This window comes from Sphingopyxis sp. (assembly GCF_051861155.1).
GTDB lineage: Bacteria > Pseudomonadota > Alphaproteobacteria > Sphingomonadales > Sphingomonadaceae > Sphingopyxis.
Map to the genome: position 1 here is coordinate 363,265 of NZ_JBHYDE010000002.1, position 19,253 is coordinate 382,517.

Here is a 19,253-nt window from a genome sequence, read left to right on the forward strand (position 1 = left end):
AGGTGGGGATCCCGCTTTGCCACGACGAAGGAAAAAAGTGGGATTCCCGCCTTCGTGGGAATGACGAAGCTAGGTGAGAACGTCCGCTCCCCACCCCAAACCAGGCGTTCAGCTAAGAAACCTGCGTCAACTCCGCCACACGGATCGCCTTTGACGCCAGCATCGGTTCGATGATCCGCTGGATGCGGTGTGCCCGCGGCGAGCCGACGGCGATGTTGAACAGGCTGTTGGCGATCACGTCGGCGATCTGCACCCCGTCGCTGCGGCGGCTGTCGGCGAGCGACGCGCGGCCCCACCCGCCGAGCCCGGCCTGAATGTCTTCGCGGACCTTCGCCAGGATGGCGGGGTCGTAGCGGCCTTCGTCGATCACCACATCGGTGCACACGCCGCCGGTTTCGGGAAGCCAGCGGCCGATCGCGAGGTTCAGCAGCGCGGCGTAAAGCGCCAGATCGCTGGGCCATGTCCCGCCATGATTCTGGGCGAGCGTTTCGCGTTTCGCCACTGCGATCCACGCGCGTCCCCCGGCGCGGTCGAACAGTTCGAGCAGATAGGCACGTTCGACGATGCTGATCCGGCTGCCTTTCAACTCGCCGCGCAGCCCGGTGACGCTGCGAAACCGGCCATGAATATCGGCGGCCGCCTGCGGCGTCAGCATCACCGCCGAAAAGGTCATGGTACCCGCGTTAAGCCCACCCGATTCGTCGCAATAGATCGTCATCGGCTAGCGCCGCGATCCGTTCACCGGACACGACCAAAGAAAGCAACCGAGCGGCTTTGGCCGGGCGCGACGGCGTCGGGCCACAGCCAGCGGACATGGGTGACATCGGCGGCCACGGCAGCCCGCGCGTCGGCGCCCGTTACCGGCACCGTCAGCGCGGCGAGCGGGCCGAAGGTCTTGCCGCCGTCGATCGAAACCGAAAACCCGGCGGGGTCAGCGGTATCGTCATACACCAGCCCTTCGGGAATCGGGTTGGTCAGATTGAGCCCCGCGGCGGGCGCGGCGCCGTTGTTGGTAAAGGTCAGCGTGACCCGGATGCGGTCGCCGGGGACGACGACGTCGGGCGCGACATAGGATTTGGCGGGCGCCTGTCCGGCCGTCGTCGGGGCCAGCTTTTCCAGTTCGATCTTGCTGCTCAGCGCGCCGGTCCCCTGCGCCGCCACGGGCGCCGACCCGATTGCCAGACCGATCGCCAGCGCCAATATTGTCCACGATTTACCGGTCATTGCCGTCTCCTTTGCCGACCGCTCCATGGCGCATCAGGCGGGGCAGGGGTAGCGTTTCTTCATCAGCGCGTCGAACGCCGCATTGATGCTCACCGTCTTGCGGGCCTGGGCGGGATAGGATCGCAGATGCGCCAGCCATTGGTCGGGGGTCAGCGTCCCCGATTCGGGTGGGCAGCTCGTCGTTTTCCGGCCCGCGCGGCGATCGGCATCGATGCGCGCCTTGTACCGCTTGCCCGCGGCGACGACTTCGCCCTTCAACTGGTTGCCCTGCGGCGTAGCGAGCGCGAGCGGCCCCAGCCGGGCCAGAGAGTCGGCGCGCGTCAGAAAGGCGGCGACACTCATGTCGCCCGGCGCCATTGCACAAAGCAACGGCGCGGCGAGCAGGACAGGCAAGATGCGGACGCGTTTACCCCTGGGCATGCGCCGCAAAATGCCGTCAGCCAATGAATAACCCCTGAATCGCGCGCGTCGGGCTTACGAAGCCTAAGCGCCCTGGGGGTTCGCATCGCCCAGCGGGCGGCGCGGCTTGCGCTTGATCTGCGGTAGCGATCCGGCGTGGCCCGATACCGGGGTGCCGCGCTTGCCGGCATCATCCTCGCGGCCGATGTCCTCGCCCTTGATCGCGCGCTTCGACTCGTCGCCCGACAACGTTTCATATTCGAGCAGCGCCGCGGCGAGCAGGTGAAGCTCGTCGAGATGGTCGGTCAGCACCTTGCGCGCGACGCCTTCGCCTTCCTCCACCAGGCGGCGGACTTCGGCGTCGATCAGGCGTGCGGTGTCTTCGGACATATTCTGCGCGCGCGACACGCTATGCCCCAGGAACACTTCGTCCTGATTGTCGCGATAGCGCAGCCAGCCGAGCTTTTCGGACATGCCATATTCCATGACCATCGATCGGGCCATGTCGGTCGCCTGCTGGATATCGTTCGACGCGCCGGTGTTGAGCTCGTCCTTGCCGTAGATCAGCTGTTCGGCGATGCGCCCGCCAAAGCAGAGTGCGAGCCGCGCTTTCATCTGCTTCATGCTCATCGAATAACGATCGCGCTCGGGCAGGTTCCACGTCACGCCCAGCGCGCGGCCGCGCGGGATGATCGTCACCTTGTGCAAGGGATCGCAGCCCTCGACGTGGAGCGACACCAGCGCATGGCCTGCTTCGTGGTAAGCGGTCGATTTCTTCTCGTCCTCGGTCATCACCATCGACCGGCGCTCGGCGCCCATCATGACCTTGTCCTTCGCCTCTTCGAATTCGTCGTTGGCGATCAGGCGCTTGCCCTTACGCGCCGCGAGCAGCGCCGCTTCGTTGCAAAGATTGGCGAGATCGGCGCCCGAGAAACCCGGCGTGCCGCGCGCGACGCGGCGGAGGTCGACGTCGGGAGCGAGCGGCTTCTTGCGGGTGTGCACCTCGAGGATTTTCTGGCGGCCCTCGATATCGGGGCGCGGCACGACGACCTGGCGGTCGAAGCGGCCCGGGCGGAGCAGGGCAGGGTCGAGCACGTCGGGACGGTTCGTTGCCGCGACGATGATGATGCCCTCGTTCGCCTCGAACCCGTCCATTTCGACGAGCAACTGGTTCAGCGTCTGTTCGCGCTCGTCATTGCCGTTGCCCAGACCGGCGCCGCGATGGCGGCCGACCGCGTCGATTTCGTCGATGAAGACGATGCAGGGCGCGTTGCGCTTCGCCTGTTCGAACATGTCGCGGACGCGCGACGCGCCGACGCCGACGAACATTTCAACGAAGTCCGAACCCGAAATGGTGAAGAAAGGCACCCCCGCTTCGCCCGCAATCGCGCGGGCGAGCAGGGTCTTGCCGGTGCCGGGCGAACCGACGAGCAGCGCGCCCTTCGGAATCTGGCCGCCAAGCTTCGAGAATTTGGTCGGATCGCGCAGAAACTCGACGATTTCCTCCAGCTCCTCGCGCGCTTCGTCGATCCCAGCGACGTCGTCGAAGGTCACCTTGCCCTGCTTTTCGGTCAGCATCTTGGCGCGTGACTTGCCAAAGCCCATCGCGCCCGATCCGTTGTTCTTCTGCACCTGACGGAACACAAAGAAAGCGATACCGAGGATCAGCAGGAACGGCAGCGACTGGATGAGCATATACATCCAGAAATTGGGCGCTTCGGTGGCCTTGCCGTCATATTTGACGCCATTGTCGTTGAGCATCTTGAGCAGGTCGGGATCGCGCACGACGTTGGCGGTGAAGCGGTCGCCGTTCGACAGCGTGCCGGTCACCTTGTCTTCGGACAGCACGACGTCCTTGACGCTGCCTTCCTCGACCTTCTGACGGAATTCCGAATAGGCCAGCGCGCTGCCCGCAGGCTGCGCTGCCCCGCCGAACATCGAGGCGACGAGGAGCATGGCAAGCAGAATGCCGCTCCAGATCATCACGCTCTTCATCCAGGGGTTGCCCTGCGGTTCCTTGTCGTCCTGCATGCGGAATCTTTCCTAATCGGCGCGGCGCTGCGCTCCCATCCCAACAAGATAGGATAAACGAGTTAAATGACAATGAGGCAATCAGCCCTTTTTGGGAGGTTTCCGCCGCGGCGCAGCAGAAATGCGCCAGATCGTCCCTTCAAAGCCGCGAACCGCGTCGATCAGCAACGCCCCGACCATCGCGCGCTTGCCCTTGTGCATCGCGGCGATAACGCCGTCGAGCGAGGCTCCGCGCACCGCCAGTTGGGGCGCATTGGCGCGCAGGCGCAGCGCCACGATGCGGCGGAACATTTCGGGTGGATAGCCTTCGTCGCGGATCACCGCGATGTCCGATGCGTCGGGCCATGACGCGATCGCGCGCTCGACCGCCCAGTCGATCGCTTCATCAGCCTCGGCCAGCCATTCGGCCGAACGTGCCGCGGCCGCCGGGTCGAGCACCGTCTGCGATCGCAGCGCCTGGCGAAGGCGGGCGCGGTCGAAGCGATTGTCGCTGTTCGACGGATCATCGACAAAGGGCAGGTCGGCATCGAGCGCCAGATCGACCAGATCGCCGCGCCGCCAGCGCAGCAACGGCCGCAGAATGACGCCGTTGCGGGCGCGAATCGCCGCGAGCCCGCTCACTCCGCTGCTGCGATTGAGCCGCATCACCAGCGTTTCGAGCTGGTCGTCGGCGTGGTGCGCGGTCACGATATGGTCGAGCGCCTGGGCGCCGCGCCATTGTTCGAGCAGCTGGTAACGTTCGGCGCGCGCCGCGGCCTGCAACGACCCCTTGATCGGCGTCGTGGGCCGCAAGGTCGAATGGGGGATATGCTCGCGCTCACAAAAGCCCGCGACCATCCGCGCTTCGTCGTCGGATCCCTTGCGCAGGCCATGATCGACGGTCGCCGCCCAGACCTGGCCGGGCAGCAGCGTCGCCATCAGCCAGAGCAGCGCCATGCTGTCGGGGCCGCCCGACACGGCGACGCCATAATGCAGCCGGTGCCAATCGGATCCGACGAGCGCGCCAAGGTCGCTCGCCAGCCGGTCGGCGCGGTCGCGGTCAGCAGCCTGCTTTTGATCGGGCGGCGGCTGCATCGGTCCGGACATCCTGCGGCGCCTTGTCGCCATAGACTTCGTCAAGCTCGCGGAACGCCTTGCAGGCGTCGGCCTTGCGGCCGAGCTTGTCGAGCGCGACGCCCATATACATCAGGCTGTGCGGCGCGCGGGCGCCGCTCGGACGGTCCTTGTAATTATTGTAGAATGCGACCGCGGCAAGACTGGGCTTGCCCTCGTCCAGATAAGCCCGGCCCAGCAGGTTCTGGGCAAAGCTTGCCTGGCTGCTGTTCGGCCATTTGGTCACGACCTGTTTCAGCTGCACCTGTGCCTCGGGGTAGAGCTTCGCTTCCCACAAACGATAACCATAGTCGTACGCGTCTTTTGTTTCGTTCCCCGTCGCTGGAATTTCGACCTTTTTGACCAGCGCGAGCCGCGCGGCGTTGGGGGCGGTCGCGGCGGGTTTGGCGGTGGTCACGGGCTTTTTCGCCGGCGCGGCGGCGGCGGTCGGGGTGGTGGCCGGCGGCTTCACCGTCGGCGCCGGGGCGAGGCTGGCGGGCGTCGCCACCGCGGTTGCCGGATCGGCGAGCCGTTTGTCCATTTCGGCCTTGTACGCCGTGAACTGCTTTTCGAGCTCGCGCAGCTGAAAGGCGTTCTGCTCGGTCTGGCCGGTCAGCGTCTGCAGCTGGCTTTCGAGCGCATCGACGCGCGCGGTCAGGTCGATCACCGGCGCGTTGCTGCGCGCGCGTTCGCCCGGCGTGTTGTCGGGTGCGATCTCGCCTTCGAAAAAGGTCGGGCTGCCGCCGGGAAATACCGAGCGCTGGACCGCTCGCATTTCCTTTTCCAAGCGCTCGACCCGCTTGTCGATCGCACCGTCCTGCGCCTGCGCGGGCATCGTCGCCACCAGCGCGGCCGAGGCCGCCCCGAGGAAAGTGATATGACGCATCTTCATCTGCCGTAAGGCCCCCACCTATTAACCATTTTGTCGCTCATAACGCGGCAAAGCGCGCCAGCGCAAACCCATTTCGGCGCGCTGCCGCTCACACCGGCCCGAATGATGGCCGATTCAGCCCTTGGGCTGCGCGCTCGTTGCCGTCGCGCCGGTCGCGGCACCATTGCCTTCCGCCCGCGCAACCAGATCGCCCGGCTTCAGCGAGACGCCCTTGACCAGCGTGTCGGCAGGGCCGATCGCGCCGACGTCGCGGCCGCCTACGGTGACTTTGAGCGCCTGCGGGATGCTCGTGCGCAGCGTGAACTGTTCGATATATTCGGGCGGCACCTGATAGGTTTCGCCCGGATCGAGCGTCCGCCAATTTTCGGTCTTGCCCGCCGCATCGTCGAAACCGATCCAGACCTCCGATATGCCGGTCAGCACCACCGGCGCATTGGCGGCGACCGCCGACGGGCTAGCGCCAGTCTTTGTCGTCGGCAGCGCGACGACGTCGCTCTGCGGGGCTTCGGATGCGTCGGCGGCGCGGTTCTGCGCGGCGACCAGCGCTTCGCCGGGCTCGACCGACAGGAACCGCCACACGCCATAGGCCGACGCGAGGAGCAGCGCGATGATCACCAGCGTCCATGTCATCCGCGCCGTCGGCAGCCGCGCCGGGTCGGTGGGTTCATAGGCTTCGTACAGCGGCCGTGCGCCATAGGCGTCTTCTTCGAGCTCGCGGCGCACCGCGGCGCCGACCTCGGCCTCGGGCAGGTCAACCGCGCGGGCATAGGCGCGCGCGAAGCCGGTGACATAGGTGCGCCCCGGAAGCTCCGAGAAATCGGACTTTTCAATCGCCGACAGATGGCGCTGGGTGATCCGCGTACGCGTCGCCACATCGGCAAGCGACAACCCCGCCGCTTCCCGCGCCAGCCGAAGCCGATCGCCGGTGCGCGTGATCGCCAGCTCGCCCTGCTCCGGGGCGACATCCTCGTCTGTCATTACTGTCTCCGCGCCGGTCGGTTGCAACCCGTGTCGACCGTGTCGCACCGTTCATCGCATTGACGGGCCGAAAAAGTCAAATGAAGTTCGGTAAACGAACGGCTGAAAAGAAGCCTTATTACGCTCGTCCGAAGCCGCGCCGGAAACCGTGCCGGTCAGAGCACATATTTGCTGAGGTCGGTATCGCCGACAACCTCGGCCAGCTGGCGATCGACATAGGCAGCATCGACCGCGAGCGTCGTGCCCGTCATGTCTTCGGCGCCAAAGCTGACCTCTTCGACCAGCCGCTCCATGATCGTCTGGAGCCGCCGCGCGCCGATATTTTCGACCCGTTCGTTGACCTCGGCGGCGAGCCTTGCAACGCGGGCGATCGCATCGTCGGTGAACGACAAAGTCACGCCTTCGGTGCCGAGCAGCGCCGCATATTGTTCGGGCAGGCCCGCCTTGGTCTCGCTCAGGATACGGACGAAGTCGCTTTCGGTGAGCGCGCTCAGCTCGACGCGGATCGGCAGGCGGCCCTGCAATTCGGGCAGCAGGTCGCTGGGCTTGGCGACATGAAACGCGCCCGAGGCGATGAACAGGATATGGTCGGTCTTCATCGGCCCATATTTGGTCGCGACCGTGGTCCCTTCGATCAGCGGCAGCAGGTCGCGCTGGACGCCCTCACGGCTGACCGATCCGCCGCGCACGTCGCTGACCGCGATCTTGTCGATCTCGTCGAGAAACACGATGCCATTGGCCTCGGCGTCGGCGAGTGCGATGCGCGCGACGTCGTCCTGGTCCAGGCGCTTGTCCTGTTCTTCCTCGATCAGCCGCGTTGCGGCCTCGATGACCTTCAGCTTGCGGCGCTTCTTGGGTGCGCCGCCCATCGCCTTGCCGAGCATATCGGACAGGTTGATCATGCTCATCTGCCCCGGCTGGCCCGGCAATTCGAACGGCATGTTCGGCGCGTCGGCGATCTCGATCTCGACCTCGCTGTCGTCGAGATGCCCTTCGCGGATGCGTTGGCGGAAACTTTGGCGCGTCGCCTCGCTGGCGCCCTTGCCGGTCAGCGCATCGAGCAGCCGCTCCATCGCGGCCTCTTCGGCGGCGGCGCGCACCGCTTCGCGGCGGCGATCCTTTTCGAGCCGCACCGCTTCCTCGACCAGGTCGCGCGCAATCTGTTCGACGTCGCGGCCGACATAGCCGACCTCGGTGAACTTCGTCGCTTCGACCTTGATGAACGGCGCGTCGGCAAGCTTTGCCAGGCGGCGCGAAATCTCGGTCTTGCCGCACCCGGTCGGGCCGATCATCAGGATATTCTTCGGCGTTACCTCGTCGCGCAGGTCAGCCGAAAGCTGCTGGCGGCGCCAGCGATTGCGCAGTGCCACCGCGACCGCGCGCTTGGCGGCGTCCTGGCCGATGATATGCGTGTCGAGCGCAGCGACGATCGCCTTGGGAGTCAGATCCTTGTTCATCTGCGTTACGCCTGCGTTTCGATGGTTTCTTGGGTGAACTGGTCGTTGGTATAGACACAGATGTCGGCCGCGACCTGCATCGCCTTGCGCACCAGTATCTCGGCGTCTTTCTCATATTCGGCCAACGCGGTGGCGGCGGCGAGGGCGTAATTGCCGCCCGACCCGATCGCGGCGATGCCGCCCTTGGGTTCGAGCACGTCGCCGTTGCCGGTGATGACGAGCGTCACCTCCTTGTCGGCGACGATCATCATCGCTTCCAGATTGCGGAGATATTTGTCGGTGCGCCAGTCCTTGGCGAGTTCGACCGCGGCGCGCAGCAGTTGGCCGTTGTGGCGCTCCAACTTGGCTTCCAATCGTTCGAACAACGTGAAGGCGTCGGCAGTCGCGCCCGCGAATCCGCCGATGACGCTGCCGTCGTGCAGGCGGCGGACCTTACGCGCGTTGGGCTTCATCACGGTCTGGCCCATTGATACCTGACCGTCGCCGATCACGACGACCTTGTCGGCGGTGCGGGCGGACAGGATGGTGGTTCCGTGCCAAGGCGCGGCACGGTGCGCATGGGGTTCGCTCATGGCCAGCGATATGGGAGATGACGGGCGGGGCCGCAAGGGGAGGGGATCGCGTCGCCCCGCCTTTGCGGGGGCCGACGTTCGATCAGGCGGGCCAGGCCAGGAGTGCGCGCGCGCCCTCGTCGATCTCGATAGCCGACGGGTCGGTGAGCAGCACGGCCTCGCCAAGCGCGACGCGCTCATCGCCGACGCGGCAGCCCGCCGAGAGCGGGACGAAGGTCAACTCGCCGGCCGCCTGCGCGAGGATGTCCGGATCGATCGGGCCGGCAAGCTGGGCGAGATGAAAGTGCGGGCCGCTGACCAGCATGCGGTTCGCCTGCGGATCGACGACGGTATCGCGCGGATCGTGGACCGGACCCGGGTTGGAGACCTTGAGGCCCTCATCGAGGTGGAGTTCGCGCGGGCGGCCATAATCGTAAAGGCGGTAGGTGCAGTCGACATTCTGCTGCACCTCGACGACGGTCAGGCCGGGGCCGATCGCGTGAATCGTACCCGCCTGATTATAGACGAAATCATCGGTTTTCGAGGGGCGCCAGTCGATCAGGTCGACGATGCTCCCGTCGAGCGCGGCGCTGTGGAGTTCCGCATGACTGCTCGGGCGATTGAGGCCGACCCCAAGCTCGGCGCCAGGTCTCGCATCGAGGATCAGCCAGCATTCCTCTTTGCCGCGTGCAAACCCCGCGGCCTGTGCCGCCGCATCGCCCGGATGGACCTGGATCGACAATCGTTCGGACGTGAACAGGAATTTGACCATGATCGGCGCATTGTCGCCGCCGGGATGGTCGAACCAGATCTCGCCGATCCGGCGCGCGCCGAAATCGCCGAAATCGCTGGGAATATCGGTGCGTCCCCAGGGCTTTTCGACGACGATCGTTTCAAGACGTTGCAGCATATCCCGCCCATGCGGGGGCATCGCGAACGCGTCAAGCCTCGCCGCGTCAGGCCGCGCGGTGCAGCGGATTGGCGCTCGTCATATTTGGCTGATCGAGCCACAAGCCGCGCGTGTCATAGACGATTTTTTCGCCACGTTCTTCGAGCGGGATGGATTTGAACAGATCATGGTCGACCAGCACGATCAGCAGGTCGCAATCGGCCAGCGCGCTGTCGAGGTCGATCAGCTCGGCGCCGGTCCCGGCGAACTCCATCGGCAGCCCGCGTGCATAGGGTTCGACGATCCGAACCTGCGGGCCGAATCGGCGGGCGAGCGCGGCCGCGACCTCGACCGCCGGGCTTTCGCGAAAATCGTCGATATTGGGCTTGAAGGCGAGGCCGAGGCAAGCGACGCGCGCCTGCGGATACTGCGACACCAGCATTTCGGCGGCGCCGATGACATGCGCGGTCTTGGCAAGATTGACCTCGCGCGCGGTGCGGATCAGGCGGCTGTGCTCGGGCGCGCCATGGACGAGGAACCAGGGGTCGACCGCGATGCAATGGCCGCCGACGCCGGGGCCGGGCTGGAGAATGTTGACGCGTGGGTGGCGGTTCGCGAGGCGGATCACCTCCCACACATCGACCCCCATCTGCTCGGCCATCATCGACAGCTCGTTGGCGAAGGCGATATTGACGTCGCGGTAGCTGTTTTCGACCAGCTTCACCATTTCGGCGGCGCGCGCCGACGTGGTGACGCAGGCACCGCGGACAAACTGCCGGTAAAAGGTCATCGCACGGCGGGCGCAGCGCGGGGTGATGCCGCCGATGCAGCGGTCGTTGTCGACCAGTTCGACGAGGATTCGGCCGGGCAGCACGCGTTCGGGGCAATAAGCGATGAAGATGTCGGCAGCGCCGCTGCACGCGCCCGGAACCTTGAGATCGGGACGCAGCCCGGCGATCAGCTCGGCGACCTTTTCGGTCGTCCCGACGGGCGAGGTCGATTCGAGGATGACGAGGTTGCCGGCCTCCAGCCGCGGTGCGATCGCGCGCGCCGCCGACAGGACATGGCTGATGTCGGGACGATGTTCATCGTCATGCGGAGTCGGGACGGCAATTACAAAAGTGTCGGCGGGCGCGACCTCGACCGACGCCACCAGCGCCCCGCGCGACACGACGCCCTGGACCAGGCCGTCGAGATCGACTTCCTCGATATGCACCCGGCCGCTGTTGACGGTATCGACGACCGCCTGGCTCACGTCGACCCCGGTGACTTTGCAGCCCGAGCGCGCAATCAATGCCGCGGTCGGCAGCCCGATATAGCCGAGCCCAAGCACCGTAACCTTTTGTTCCGTATCAATGGGCACGCGCAACAATCTCCGCAATCTGTCTGGCCGCCGTGCCGTCGCCGAACGGGTTGTGGGCGCGGGCCATGACCGAATAAGCCTCCTTATCGTCGAGAAGCTTGAAAATTTCGGAAACAATACGCGCTTTGTCGGTTCCGACAAGTCGCGCGGTGCCTGCTTCGATGCCTTCGGGACGCTCGGTCGTCTCGCGCATGACCAGCACCGGTTTGCCGAGCGCCGGGGCTTCTTCCTGCACCCCGCCGCTATCGGTCAGCACCAGGTCGGACGTCGCGAGCAGCCGCACGAAATGGGGATAATCGAGCGGATCGATCAGCGCGACATTGGAAAGACCGCCAAGGATCGGTTCCATGCAACTGCGGACATGCGGGTTGGGATGGACGGGGAAAATCACCGCGACGTCGTCGCGCGCGGCAATGGCAGCGATGGCATCGGCGATAGCCTTCATCCCGTCGCCGAAATTCTCGCGCCGATGCGAGGTGACGGCAACGATCCGCTTGCCGGCGAAGCGCGCGACGAGCGGGTCGAGGCCGCTGGCCAGCGAAGCATCCTGGTCGATTCGCGCCTTGGTCGCGAGCAGCGCGTCGATCACGGTGTTGCCGGTGACGTGAATGCGGTCAGCGGGCACATTCTCGGCGCGCAGGGCCGCGGCGGCAGTTTCCGTGGGCGCAAAGTGGAGATCGGCCACCGCGCCGGTGACCTTGCGATTCACCTCCTCAGGCCACGGGTGATAGATATTACCGCTGCGCAGCCCCGCTTCGACATGGCCGACGGGAATCTTGCGGAAATAGGCGGCGAGGGTGGCGGCCATTGTGGTAAGCGTATCGCCATGGACGAGAATGCGGTCGGGCTTTTCGCGATCGAACAATTCTCCCAGCCCGGTAACCAGGCGCGCAAGCAGAGAGTCAAGCGTCTGGTTCGGTGTCATGATGTCGAGATCGAAATCGGGCGTGAGGCGGGCGATGCTTAGAACCTGGTCAAGCATGTTGCGGTGCTGTGCGGTCACACAAAGCCGGATGTCGACCCCCGATTGCCGGCGCAGCGCATGAACGACGGGAAACATCTTGATCGCCTCGGGTCGCGTCCCGAAAACCGTCATTATGATCATTCTTGCTTTCCTCACGACCCTTGGCTTCATTCTTATGACGAATAATACTTGTGAACCATTAAACATAGAGTGCCAGATGGTGGCAAAACGGAGCCAACTAGCAGCGTTGTCGGCGCCGCGCGTGATCGAGAATACCGCTGCTCCGTCCAACGGCGCGAGAGGCCTACGACGCGCCTCGATCGAGGCCTTGCAAATTTGCCATACATAGAGTTCGAATCTGCCATGCATCTGGCGCAAAACGTCGGCATCCTGCTACATTCCAATTTCTGCTTCCTCCGACATCTCGCGGAATCGCAGCTATTTTTTTCAAGGCAGGCGAGCTGCCAATATTCAATCCAACGATGTCGCGATCGTTGTCGCACGAGCGCGGTATGCGGTTCCATTATGCCGGAAACCGGGACATCATAACTACCTCAAGCAACCGTAAGATCGACTGGCACAAATGAAAAAGCTGATGAATGCCGCCAACCTCGGCGCTTGCAAAAGGAGCAAAACTCGTCTCTAGGGCGCCATCACCGCCGCAAGGTTTCGCTGTGTCGAAATGGGCGGTTTTTTGATGAGCCAGGCAAAGGGTATTCCGACATCATGCTGAACAACAAATCCGTCCTGATTACGGGTGGAACGGGTTCTTTTGGCAAGGCCTTTGTCAAGACGGTGCTTGAGCGTTTTCCCGACGTTCGCCGTCTGGTGATCTATTCGCGCGACGAGTTGAAACAGTTCGAAATGCAGCAGGTATTTCCGTTCGAGAAATATCCGGCAATCCGCTATTTCATTGGAGATGTGCGCGACGAGGCCCGGCTGCGCCGCGCGCTTGAGGGCATCGACATCGTCGTCCACGCCGCCGCACTGAAACAGGTGCCCGCGGCCGAGTATAACCCCTTCGAATGCATCAAGACCAACGTGCTTGGTGCACAGAACCTGATCGAAGCCTGTCTCGACAGCAAGGTCGAGCGGCTTGTCGCGCTGTCGACCGACAAGGCGGCGGCGCCGATCAACCTCTATGGTGCCACCAAGCTCTGCTCCGACAAACTGTTCGTTGCGGCCAATTCGGTGCAGGGGTCGCGCGGCATCCGGTTCAGCGTCGTGCGCTACGGCAATGTCATGGGTTCGCGCGGTTCGGTGATCCCCTTCTTCATGGCGCGCAAGGGGGCGGGCGTATTGCCGATCACCGACGACCGCATGACGCGTTTCAACATTTCCTTGCAAGAAGGCGTGGAAATGGTGTTGTGGTCGATCGAGAATGCCGAGGGCGGCGAAGTGCTGGTCCCCAAGATTCCCTCGTACCGCATCACCGATGTTGCGACCGCGGTCGCGCCCGAGTGCCGTCAGGAAATCGTTGGCATTCGCCCGGGCGAGAAGATCCACGAGGAAATGATCACCGCGTCGGACAGCTTCAATACGGTCGACCTCGGCGATTTCTACGCGATCCTGCCGACCTCGGGCCTCTATTCGGTCAAGGATTATTGCGCGCGGAACAAGGCCACGCCCGTCGAGCCGGGTTTCGCGTATAACAGTGGCGACAATCCCGATTTCCTGACCGTCGACGAGCTTCGCGACCTGATCGAGAAGCACGTGGTGGGCCAGACCATCGATTGAGGAGCGGGCGCCGCCGTATGGTCGGCGCCGGAGACCGAGCATGGCGTTCATTCCCTATAGCTGCCAACAGATTGAGGGTGAGGATATCGACGCCGTTGTGGCGGTGTTGAAATCGGATTTCCTGACGCAGGGACCGGCGATCCCAGCGTTCGAGGCTGCCTTTGCAGCGCGCCACAACACTGCGCATGCGATCGCGGTGTCGAACGCGACGGCGGCGCTCCATATCGGCTGCCTTGCGCTTGGCGTCGGGCCCGGCAAGCGCGTGTGGACCAGCCCCAACAGCTTTCTCGCATCGGCCAACTGTGTGCTTTATTGTGGCGGCACGGTCGATTTCGTCGATATAGATCCCGCCTCCCGCAACATGTCGGTCGCCGCGCTGGCTGCAAAGCTGGAGGCCGCCGATCGCGTGGGCGAACTGCCGCATGTCGTGATCCCGGTCGATTTCTCGGGATTGCCGGCCGACCATGCCGAAATCCGGACGCTCGCCGACCGCTATGGTTTTGGCGTCCTGCTCGATGCGTCACACGCCGCGGGCGCGGAATATCAAGGCGAGCCAGTCGGTTCGCGCCATGCCGACATCACGGTGTTCAGTATGCACGCGGTCAAGATCGTCACCACCGCCGAGGGCGGGATGTTGACGACGCAGGACGACACACTTGCTGAAAGGCTCCGTCTTTTGCGCTCGCACGGCATGACGCGCGATCCTGCACAACTGACCGGCGTCAATGAGGGCGGCTGGTATTACGAGCAGATCGACCTCGGCTATAATTACCGGCTGACCGACCTGCAAGCCGCGCTCGGCCTGTCGCAGCTGGGTCGCATGGACGCGATGCAGGTCCAGCGCGATGCACTTGCCGACCGCTATGATGCGATCCTCGGCGACCTGCCGGTGAAGCGGCCGTTGCGGCTCGGTGATCGACGCTCAGCCTGGCATCTCTATGCCGTGGAAGTGGGCGAGGGGATCGACCGAAGCGCGGTCTTTGCGGGATTGCGCGCCGCCGAAATCGGTGTGAATGTCCATTATATTCCGATCCACACCCAACCTTATTATCGCGCGCTCGGTTTCAGGACGGGCGACTTCCCTGCGGCAGAGGCATATTATGCCAAGGCGATCTCGCTTCCGCTCTTCCCGCGATTGACCGAAGATCAGCAGGACAGGGTCGCGGCGATACTGCGCGGGCTGGTTGCATGAACACAGCCGTTGAGCGGCTCGCCGTCATTCCGGCGCGCGGCGGATCAAAACGCATTCCGCGCAAGAATATCAAGGATTTTGCAGGCAAGCCGATGATCGCCTATGCGATCGATGCAGCGCACAAGAGCGGTATTTTCGATGGTGTGATCGTGTCAACCGACGATGACGAGATCGCACGTATTGCGCGCGACCATGGCGCCGATGTGCCCTTTGCGCGCCCTGCCGAACTGGCCGACGATCATACGCCTACGGTACCGGTGATCGCACATGCGATTACGGAATGCCGCGCGATGGGTTGGCCCGTTGTCACCGCCTGCTGCATCTATCCTGGCGTGCCGATGATCGACCCCGCCGACATCAGCCGCGCGCTCGATGTGCTCCAGGCTGCGGGCGGTGAGGGTTATGTATTTCCGGTCGCACCCTTTCCTTCACCAATCCAGCGCGCTTTGCGTCGCGGAGAGGACGGCCGTGTCGCGCCGTTCAACCCGGAGCATGTCGGAACGCGGACACAGGATCTTGAGCCGGGTTATTATGATGCAGGCCAGTTTTATATCGGCGAGGCGGAGGCATGGCTCGCTGGACTGAACCTCCACGCGAACGGCCGGACGATCGTCCTGCCCGAATGGCGGGTGGTCGATATCGACACGCCAGACGATTGGGAGCGCGCCGAGAAACTCTATCAAGCCTTCGGGACGATGGGATGAAAGTCGCTTTCCGTGTCGATGCGTCGCATCGAATGGGCACGGGACACGTCCGCCGCGACCTGTCGCTCGCACACGGTCTTCACGCGGTGGGGGCCGACGTCGCCTTCGTATCGCGCGATCTTGGTCTCGGCGACTGGTCGGCGGGGGCGATCGAGGGAAAGGGCTTTCAACTCCGGTCGCTTTCTTCGCCAATGAATGACGGCAGCTGGCGCGCCAATCTGCCGCTATCGCACGCCGGTTGGGCCGAAATCGGATGGCAGGAGGATGCCCGGCATAGCATCGACGCGCTCGCCGACTTTGCGCCCGACTGGGTGGTGGTCGACCATTATGCCTTTGATACACGCTGGCAGCAGGCCGTTACCAACAGCCTTGGCGTTCGCGTTGCGGTGATCGATGACCTTGCTGACCGGCCGCTTTCTGCTCGGTTACTGATCGATCATAACTGGCATCCCGACCATCGGCAAAAATATGCCGGACTGCTGCCGGACGACTGCATTCTGCTCGCCGGGCCGTCCTATGCGCTGCTTGATCCGGTCTATGCGGGGGCTCGGCGCTATGACTTTTCGCCAAAGGTCGGCTCGATCGGGATATTTATGGGCGGGAGCGATGCCGTGAATGCCAGTGCGACTGCGCTCGACGCGGTGGCGAAAGCGGGTTTCCATGGCGCGGTTGAAATCGCCTCGACCTCGGCCAATCCGCATCTAGGCACCCTGCGTGCGGCTGTCGCGGCGCGTCCGAGTGCCCGGCTGAGCGTCGACCTGCCTGATCTTGCCGACTTCTTCGCGCGCCACGACCTGCAGATTGGTGCCGGCGGCGGCGCGACATGGGAACGGATGTGTATCGGCGCGCCCTCGATCCTCCTGCCTTTTGCCGAGAACCATATGGACGTGCTAGGACCGCTGGGCGCTGCCGGCGTCGCGCATATCGTCGATCCGGGCTGGTCCGCGGACAGCCTTGCCGGTGATATAGCCGCGATGATCGCCGACGCCGATCGTCGGCGCGCCTTTTCGGAGGCGGGGCGCGCGCTGGTCGACGGGCAGGGCGCGATGCGGGTCGCCCGCGCGATGAGGGAAGCATGTTGAAGGTTTCGATCGTCTGTTCGGACAAAAACCACCCGGTATGGGCTAGCCTCGAACAATGGGCCGAGCGCAATCGGTCGGCTGCGGCGACCGAGCTCGTTACCCGCTCCGCCGAACTGTCGGGCGGTGATATCCTGTTCTTGATTTCCTGTTCGGAACTGATCGGGCCCGACGTGCGCGACCGATATGCGCATGTCTTTGTCATTCACGCCAGCGACCTTCCGAAGCGTCGGGGCTGGTCACCCTATATTTGGGCATTGATTGAGGGTGAAGCAGAGATTGTCGTCAGCCTGCTCGCCGCCGAGGATCCGGTCGACAGCGGCGATATCTATCGCCAAGTCCGCTTCAATGCCGAGCGACACGAACTGCTGTCCGAGATTATGGCCAAGCTCATCGCCGCCGAGCTTGAATTGATGGATTGGGCGGTTGCCAGTTTCGGCCGCTATGTGCCCCGCGCGCAGGAAGGTGAACCGAGCTGGTGCCCCCGCCGTCGTCCCGAGGACAGCCGCGTCGATCCCGCCGCATCGATCGCCGAGCAATTCGATACTATCCGTCTGTCGGATCCCGACCGCTTTCCCGCATTTTTTGACCTGCATGGCGCGCGCTATGCTATTTCATTGAAGAAACTGGAGAATTAATCCTCATGATGATCAAGGACCGTGAAGTCGCGGCCGGCAAGAGGCCCTATCTGATCGCCGAAATGTCGGGGAACCACAACCACGACCTCGGCCGTGCGCTGGCCATCGTCGATGCCGCTGCGGCGAGCGGTGCCGATGCCATCAAGCTCCAGACCTATACCGCCGAAACGATGACGTTGAAGGTTCCGGGCGACGATTTCGTTATCACCGACCCCGGTAGCCTGTGGAACAACCGTCACCTCTACGACCTGTACGACGAGGCGCACACGCCATGGGACTGGCACGCGCCAATCATGGCGCGCGCAGAGGAGCTGGGCATCCATTGCTTCTCGTCGCCTTTCGACGCGACGGCGGTCGATTTCCTCGAAACGCTGAACGTCCCGGCGTACAAGATCGCCTCGTTCGAAATCATCGACCTGCCGCTGATCCGCCGCGTCGCGGCGACCGGCAAGCCGATGATCATGTCGACCGGCATGGCCAATGTGTCCGAAATCGGCGAAGCCGTCGCTGCCGCGCGCGAGGCGGGCGCAAAGGACATCGTGCTGCTGAAATGCACGAGCACCTATCCCGCGACGCCCGAGAACAGCCACCTCAACACGATCCCGAACCTGCATGAAACCTTTGGTTGTGCGGTCGGCTTGTCCGATCACACGATGGGATGCGGGGTAGCGGTGGCGAGCGTCGCGATGGGCGCCTGCCTGATCGAGAAGCATTTCACGCTCGCGCGCGCCGACGGCGGCGTCGACAGCGCCTTTTCGATGGAACCTCACGAATTCGCCATGATGCGCGAGGAGTGCGATCGTGCGTGGCAGGCGATGGGCGGCGTTACCTATGGCGTCAGCGCCGAGGCGGGATCGAAGCAGTTCCGCCGCTCGCTCTACATCGCCAAGGATGTTGCCGCGGGCGAGGAACTGACGTCGGAGAATTTGCGCGCCATCCGTCCCGGTTATGGTCTGCCACCCAAATTCTATGACCATTTCATCGGCAAGAAGGTGCATCGTCCGCTCGTCGCGGGGACGCGCGTGACCTGGGATATCCTGTCCTGACCCGCACCTATGACGTCTTGGTGATCGGCTGCGGCAATATCGGCGGACGGTTTGATGAGGGCCGACCCGCCGACGCCCTGCCGCTGAGCCACGCCGGCGCTTTTCGCGCGCAGGGCGGGTTTCGCATCGCGGCGTGCGTCGACCCCGACGCCGAGCGGCGCGCCGCCTTTGCGCGCCATTGGGACGTTGCCGAACAGGCAGCGACTGTCGCCGACCTCGGCGCCGAGGCCGGCCGGTTCGATCTTGTCAGCATCTGCTCGCCCACTGCCTGTCATGAGGCGGATCTGGCGGCGGCGCTGGCGCTGCGGCCGAGGCTCGTCTTCGCCGAAAAGCCACTGACGCAAGCCGCGGGGGTGAGCGCCGACTGGGTACGACGCTATGAAGCTGCGGACATCGAGCTCGCGGTGAATCATACGCGGCGCTGGGCGCCTGACATCGTCGCGCTCGCCGCCGATCTCGCCGCCGGCCGCCACGGCGCTGTCCGCGCGGCGAGCGGTTTCTATACGAAGGGCATCGGGAACAATGGGAGCCATATGCTCGACCTGCTCGCGATGCTGCTCGGCCCACTGGCGTTGGTTGCGGCAGGAGCTCCCCGCTTTGATTTCTGGGAAGACGACCCCAGCGTTCCGGCGTTGCTCACAGCGGGTGACGATATTCCGGTAGCGCTCAACGTTGGTGACGCGAGCGATTATGCGCTGTTCGAGCTGCGGATCGTGACGGAAAAGGGAACGATCGAGATGATCGACGGCGGGCTGGGCTGGATTCTCCGCCCGGCGGGCAAAAGCGCGGCCTTCGCCGGCTACTGCACGCTGCAACCGGGCACGGCCAGCGAAGGCCGTTATTTCGAGGCGATGCGCGCCGCCGCCTCCAATCTGTACGACTGGCTGGAACACGGCGCGCCGCTTGCCAGCAACGGGCGAACCGCGCTAACAGCGCAGAAATTATGCGATTCCATCAGGGAATCCGCGCTCAACCGCACCCGCGCAGGCGGGACAGCTCAGACAAGGACATGACCGA

The 19,253-nt window shown here is 64.2% G+C and carries 19 protein-coding genes; 7 read left to right on the plus strand and 12 right to left on the minus strand.

Annotated features, from left to right (window positions below; all coding sequences use genetic code 11):
- Nucleotides 1–112: 112 nt before the first annotated feature.
- From ACTIFP_RS04970 to wecB, 12 genes are all read right to left on the minus strand, one after another.
- The gene (locus ACTIFP_RS04970; protein ID WP_439567605.1) at nucleotides 113–718 is read right to left on the minus strand and encodes a DUF3800 domain-containing protein; all 606 of its coding nucleotides are present in this window, start codon (nucleotides 716–718) and stop codon (nucleotides 113–115) included.
- A 20-nt stretch (nucleotides 719–738) separates the two neighbouring features.
- Complete coding sequence (locus ACTIFP_RS04975) at nucleotides 739–1,224, minus strand: hypothetical protein (protein WP_439567606.1); 486 nt, start codon at nucleotides 1,222–1,224, stop codon at nucleotides 739–741.
- 33 nt (nucleotides 1,225–1,257) lie between these two features.
- Nucleotides 1,258–1,617, minus strand: a complete 360-nt coding sequence (locus ACTIFP_RS04980; protein ID WP_439567607.1) for a hypothetical protein — start codon at nucleotides 1,615–1,617, stop codon at nucleotides 1,258–1,260.
- A 90-nt stretch (nucleotides 1,618–1,707) separates the two neighbouring features.
- Complete coding sequence (gene ftsH / locus ACTIFP_RS04985; protein WP_439567608.1) at nucleotides 1,708–3,654, minus strand: ATP-dependent zinc metalloprotease FtsH; 1,947 nt, start codon at nucleotides 3,652–3,654, stop codon at nucleotides 1,708–1,710.
- Between the two features lie 81 nt (nucleotides 3,655–3,735).
- Nucleotides 3,736–4,740, minus strand: a complete 1,005-nt coding sequence (gene tilS / locus ACTIFP_RS04990) for a tRNA lysidine(34) synthetase TilS (protein WP_439567609.1) — start codon at nucleotides 4,738–4,740, stop codon at nucleotides 3,736–3,738.
- Nucleotides 4,694–5,632, minus strand: coding sequence for a tetratricopeptide repeat protein (locus tag ACTIFP_RS04995; protein ID WP_439567610.1), 939 nt, complete (start codon nucleotides 5,630–5,632; stop codon nucleotides 4,694–4,696). Before ACTIFP_RS04995 ends, tilS begins: the two co-directional genes overlap by 47 nt.
- A 120-nt stretch (nucleotides 5,633–5,752) precedes the next feature.
- A complete protein-coding gene (locus tag ACTIFP_RS05000; RefSeq protein WP_439567611.1) occupies nucleotides 5,753–6,616 on the minus strand; it encodes a helix-turn-helix domain-containing protein in 864 nt (287 codons plus the stop codon).
- A gap of 155 nt (nucleotides 6,617–6,771) precedes the next feature.
- The gene (gene hslU, locus ACTIFP_RS05005) at nucleotides 6,772–8,073 is read right to left on the minus strand and encodes an ATP-dependent protease ATPase subunit HslU (protein WP_439567612.1); all 1,302 of its coding nucleotides are present in this window, start codon (nucleotides 8,071–8,073) and stop codon (nucleotides 6,772–6,774) included.
- Nucleotides 8,074–8,078: 5 nt separating this feature from the next.
- On the minus strand, nucleotides 8,079–8,645 hold the full coding sequence (gene hslV / locus ACTIFP_RS05010) for an ATP-dependent protease subunit HslV (protein ID WP_439567613.1): 567 nt from the start codon (nucleotides 8,643–8,645) through the stop codon (nucleotides 8,079–8,081).
- Nucleotides 8,646–8,727: 82 nt separating this feature from the next.
- Nucleotides 8,728–9,534, minus strand: a complete 807-nt coding sequence (locus tag ACTIFP_RS05015) for a class I mannose-6-phosphate isomerase (RefSeq protein WP_439567614.1) — start codon at nucleotides 9,532–9,534, stop codon at nucleotides 8,728–8,730.
- Between the two features lie 46 nt (nucleotides 9,535–9,580).
- A complete protein-coding gene (gene wecC, locus ACTIFP_RS05020; RefSeq protein ID WP_439567615.1) occupies nucleotides 9,581–10,876 on the minus strand; it encodes a UDP-N-acetyl-D-mannosamine dehydrogenase in 1,296 nt (431 codons plus the stop codon).
- Nucleotides 10,866–11,981, minus strand: coding sequence for a non-hydrolyzing UDP-N-acetylglucosamine 2-epimerase (gene wecB, locus ACTIFP_RS05025; protein WP_439567808.1), 1,116 nt, complete (start codon nucleotides 11,979–11,981; stop codon nucleotides 10,866–10,868). The genes wecC and wecB overlap by 11 nt, the downstream gene beginning before the upstream one ends.
- A 585-nt stretch (nucleotides 11,982–12,566) precedes the next feature.
- Between wecB and pseB the strand changes: the two genes are divergently transcribed.
- Genes pseB through ACTIFP_RS05060 form a run of 7 tightly spaced genes read left to right on the plus strand, consistent with a single transcriptional unit; the run spans nucleotide 12,567 to nucleotide 19,249 of the window.
- Nucleotides 12,567–13,577, plus strand: coding sequence for a UDP-N-acetylglucosamine 4,6-dehydratase (inverting) (gene pseB, locus ACTIFP_RS05030; RefSeq protein ID WP_439567616.1), 1,011 nt, complete (start codon nucleotides 12,567–12,569; stop codon nucleotides 13,575–13,577).
- Between the two features lie 40 nt (nucleotides 13,578–13,617).
- On the plus strand, nucleotides 13,618–14,769 hold the full coding sequence (pseC, locus tag ACTIFP_RS05035; protein ID WP_439567617.1) for a UDP-4-amino-4,6-dideoxy-N-acetyl-beta-L-altrosamine transaminase: 1,152 nt from the start codon (nucleotides 13,618–13,620) through the stop codon (nucleotides 14,767–14,769).
- On the plus strand, nucleotides 14,766–15,473 hold the full coding sequence (gene pseF, locus ACTIFP_RS05040; RefSeq protein WP_439567618.1) for a pseudaminic acid cytidylyltransferase: 708 nt from the start codon (nucleotides 14,766–14,768) through the stop codon (nucleotides 15,471–15,473). The genes pseC and pseF overlap by 4 nt, the downstream gene beginning before the upstream one ends.
- A gap of 32 nt (nucleotides 15,474–15,505) precedes the next feature.
- Nucleotides 15,506–16,555 carry a UDP-2,4-diacetamido-2,4,6-trideoxy-beta-L-altropyranose hydrolase gene (gene pseG / locus ACTIFP_RS05045; RefSeq protein WP_439567619.1) on the plus strand — a complete coding sequence of 350 codons (1,050 nt, stop codon included), beginning with the start codon at nucleotides 15,506–15,508 and terminating at the stop codon, nucleotides 16,553–16,555.
- Entirely contained in the window at nucleotides 16,549–17,190 is a 642-nt protein-coding gene (locus ACTIFP_RS05050) for a formyltransferase family protein (RefSeq protein WP_439567620.1), read from the plus strand. Before pseG ends, ACTIFP_RS05050 begins: the two co-directional genes overlap by 7 nt.
- Nucleotides 17,191–17,198: 8 nt before the next feature.
- A complete protein-coding gene (gene pseI, locus ACTIFP_RS05055) occupies nucleotides 17,199–18,236 on the plus strand; it encodes a pseudaminic acid synthase (protein WP_439567621.1) in 1,038 nt (345 codons plus the stop codon).
- A 20-nt stretch (nucleotides 18,237–18,256) separates the two neighbouring features.
- A complete protein-coding gene (locus tag ACTIFP_RS05060; protein WP_439567622.1) occupies nucleotides 18,257–19,249 on the plus strand; it encodes a Gfo/Idh/MocA family oxidoreductase in 993 nt (330 codons plus the stop codon).
- The last annotated feature ends 4 nt before the right edge of the window (nucleotides 19,250–19,253 follow it).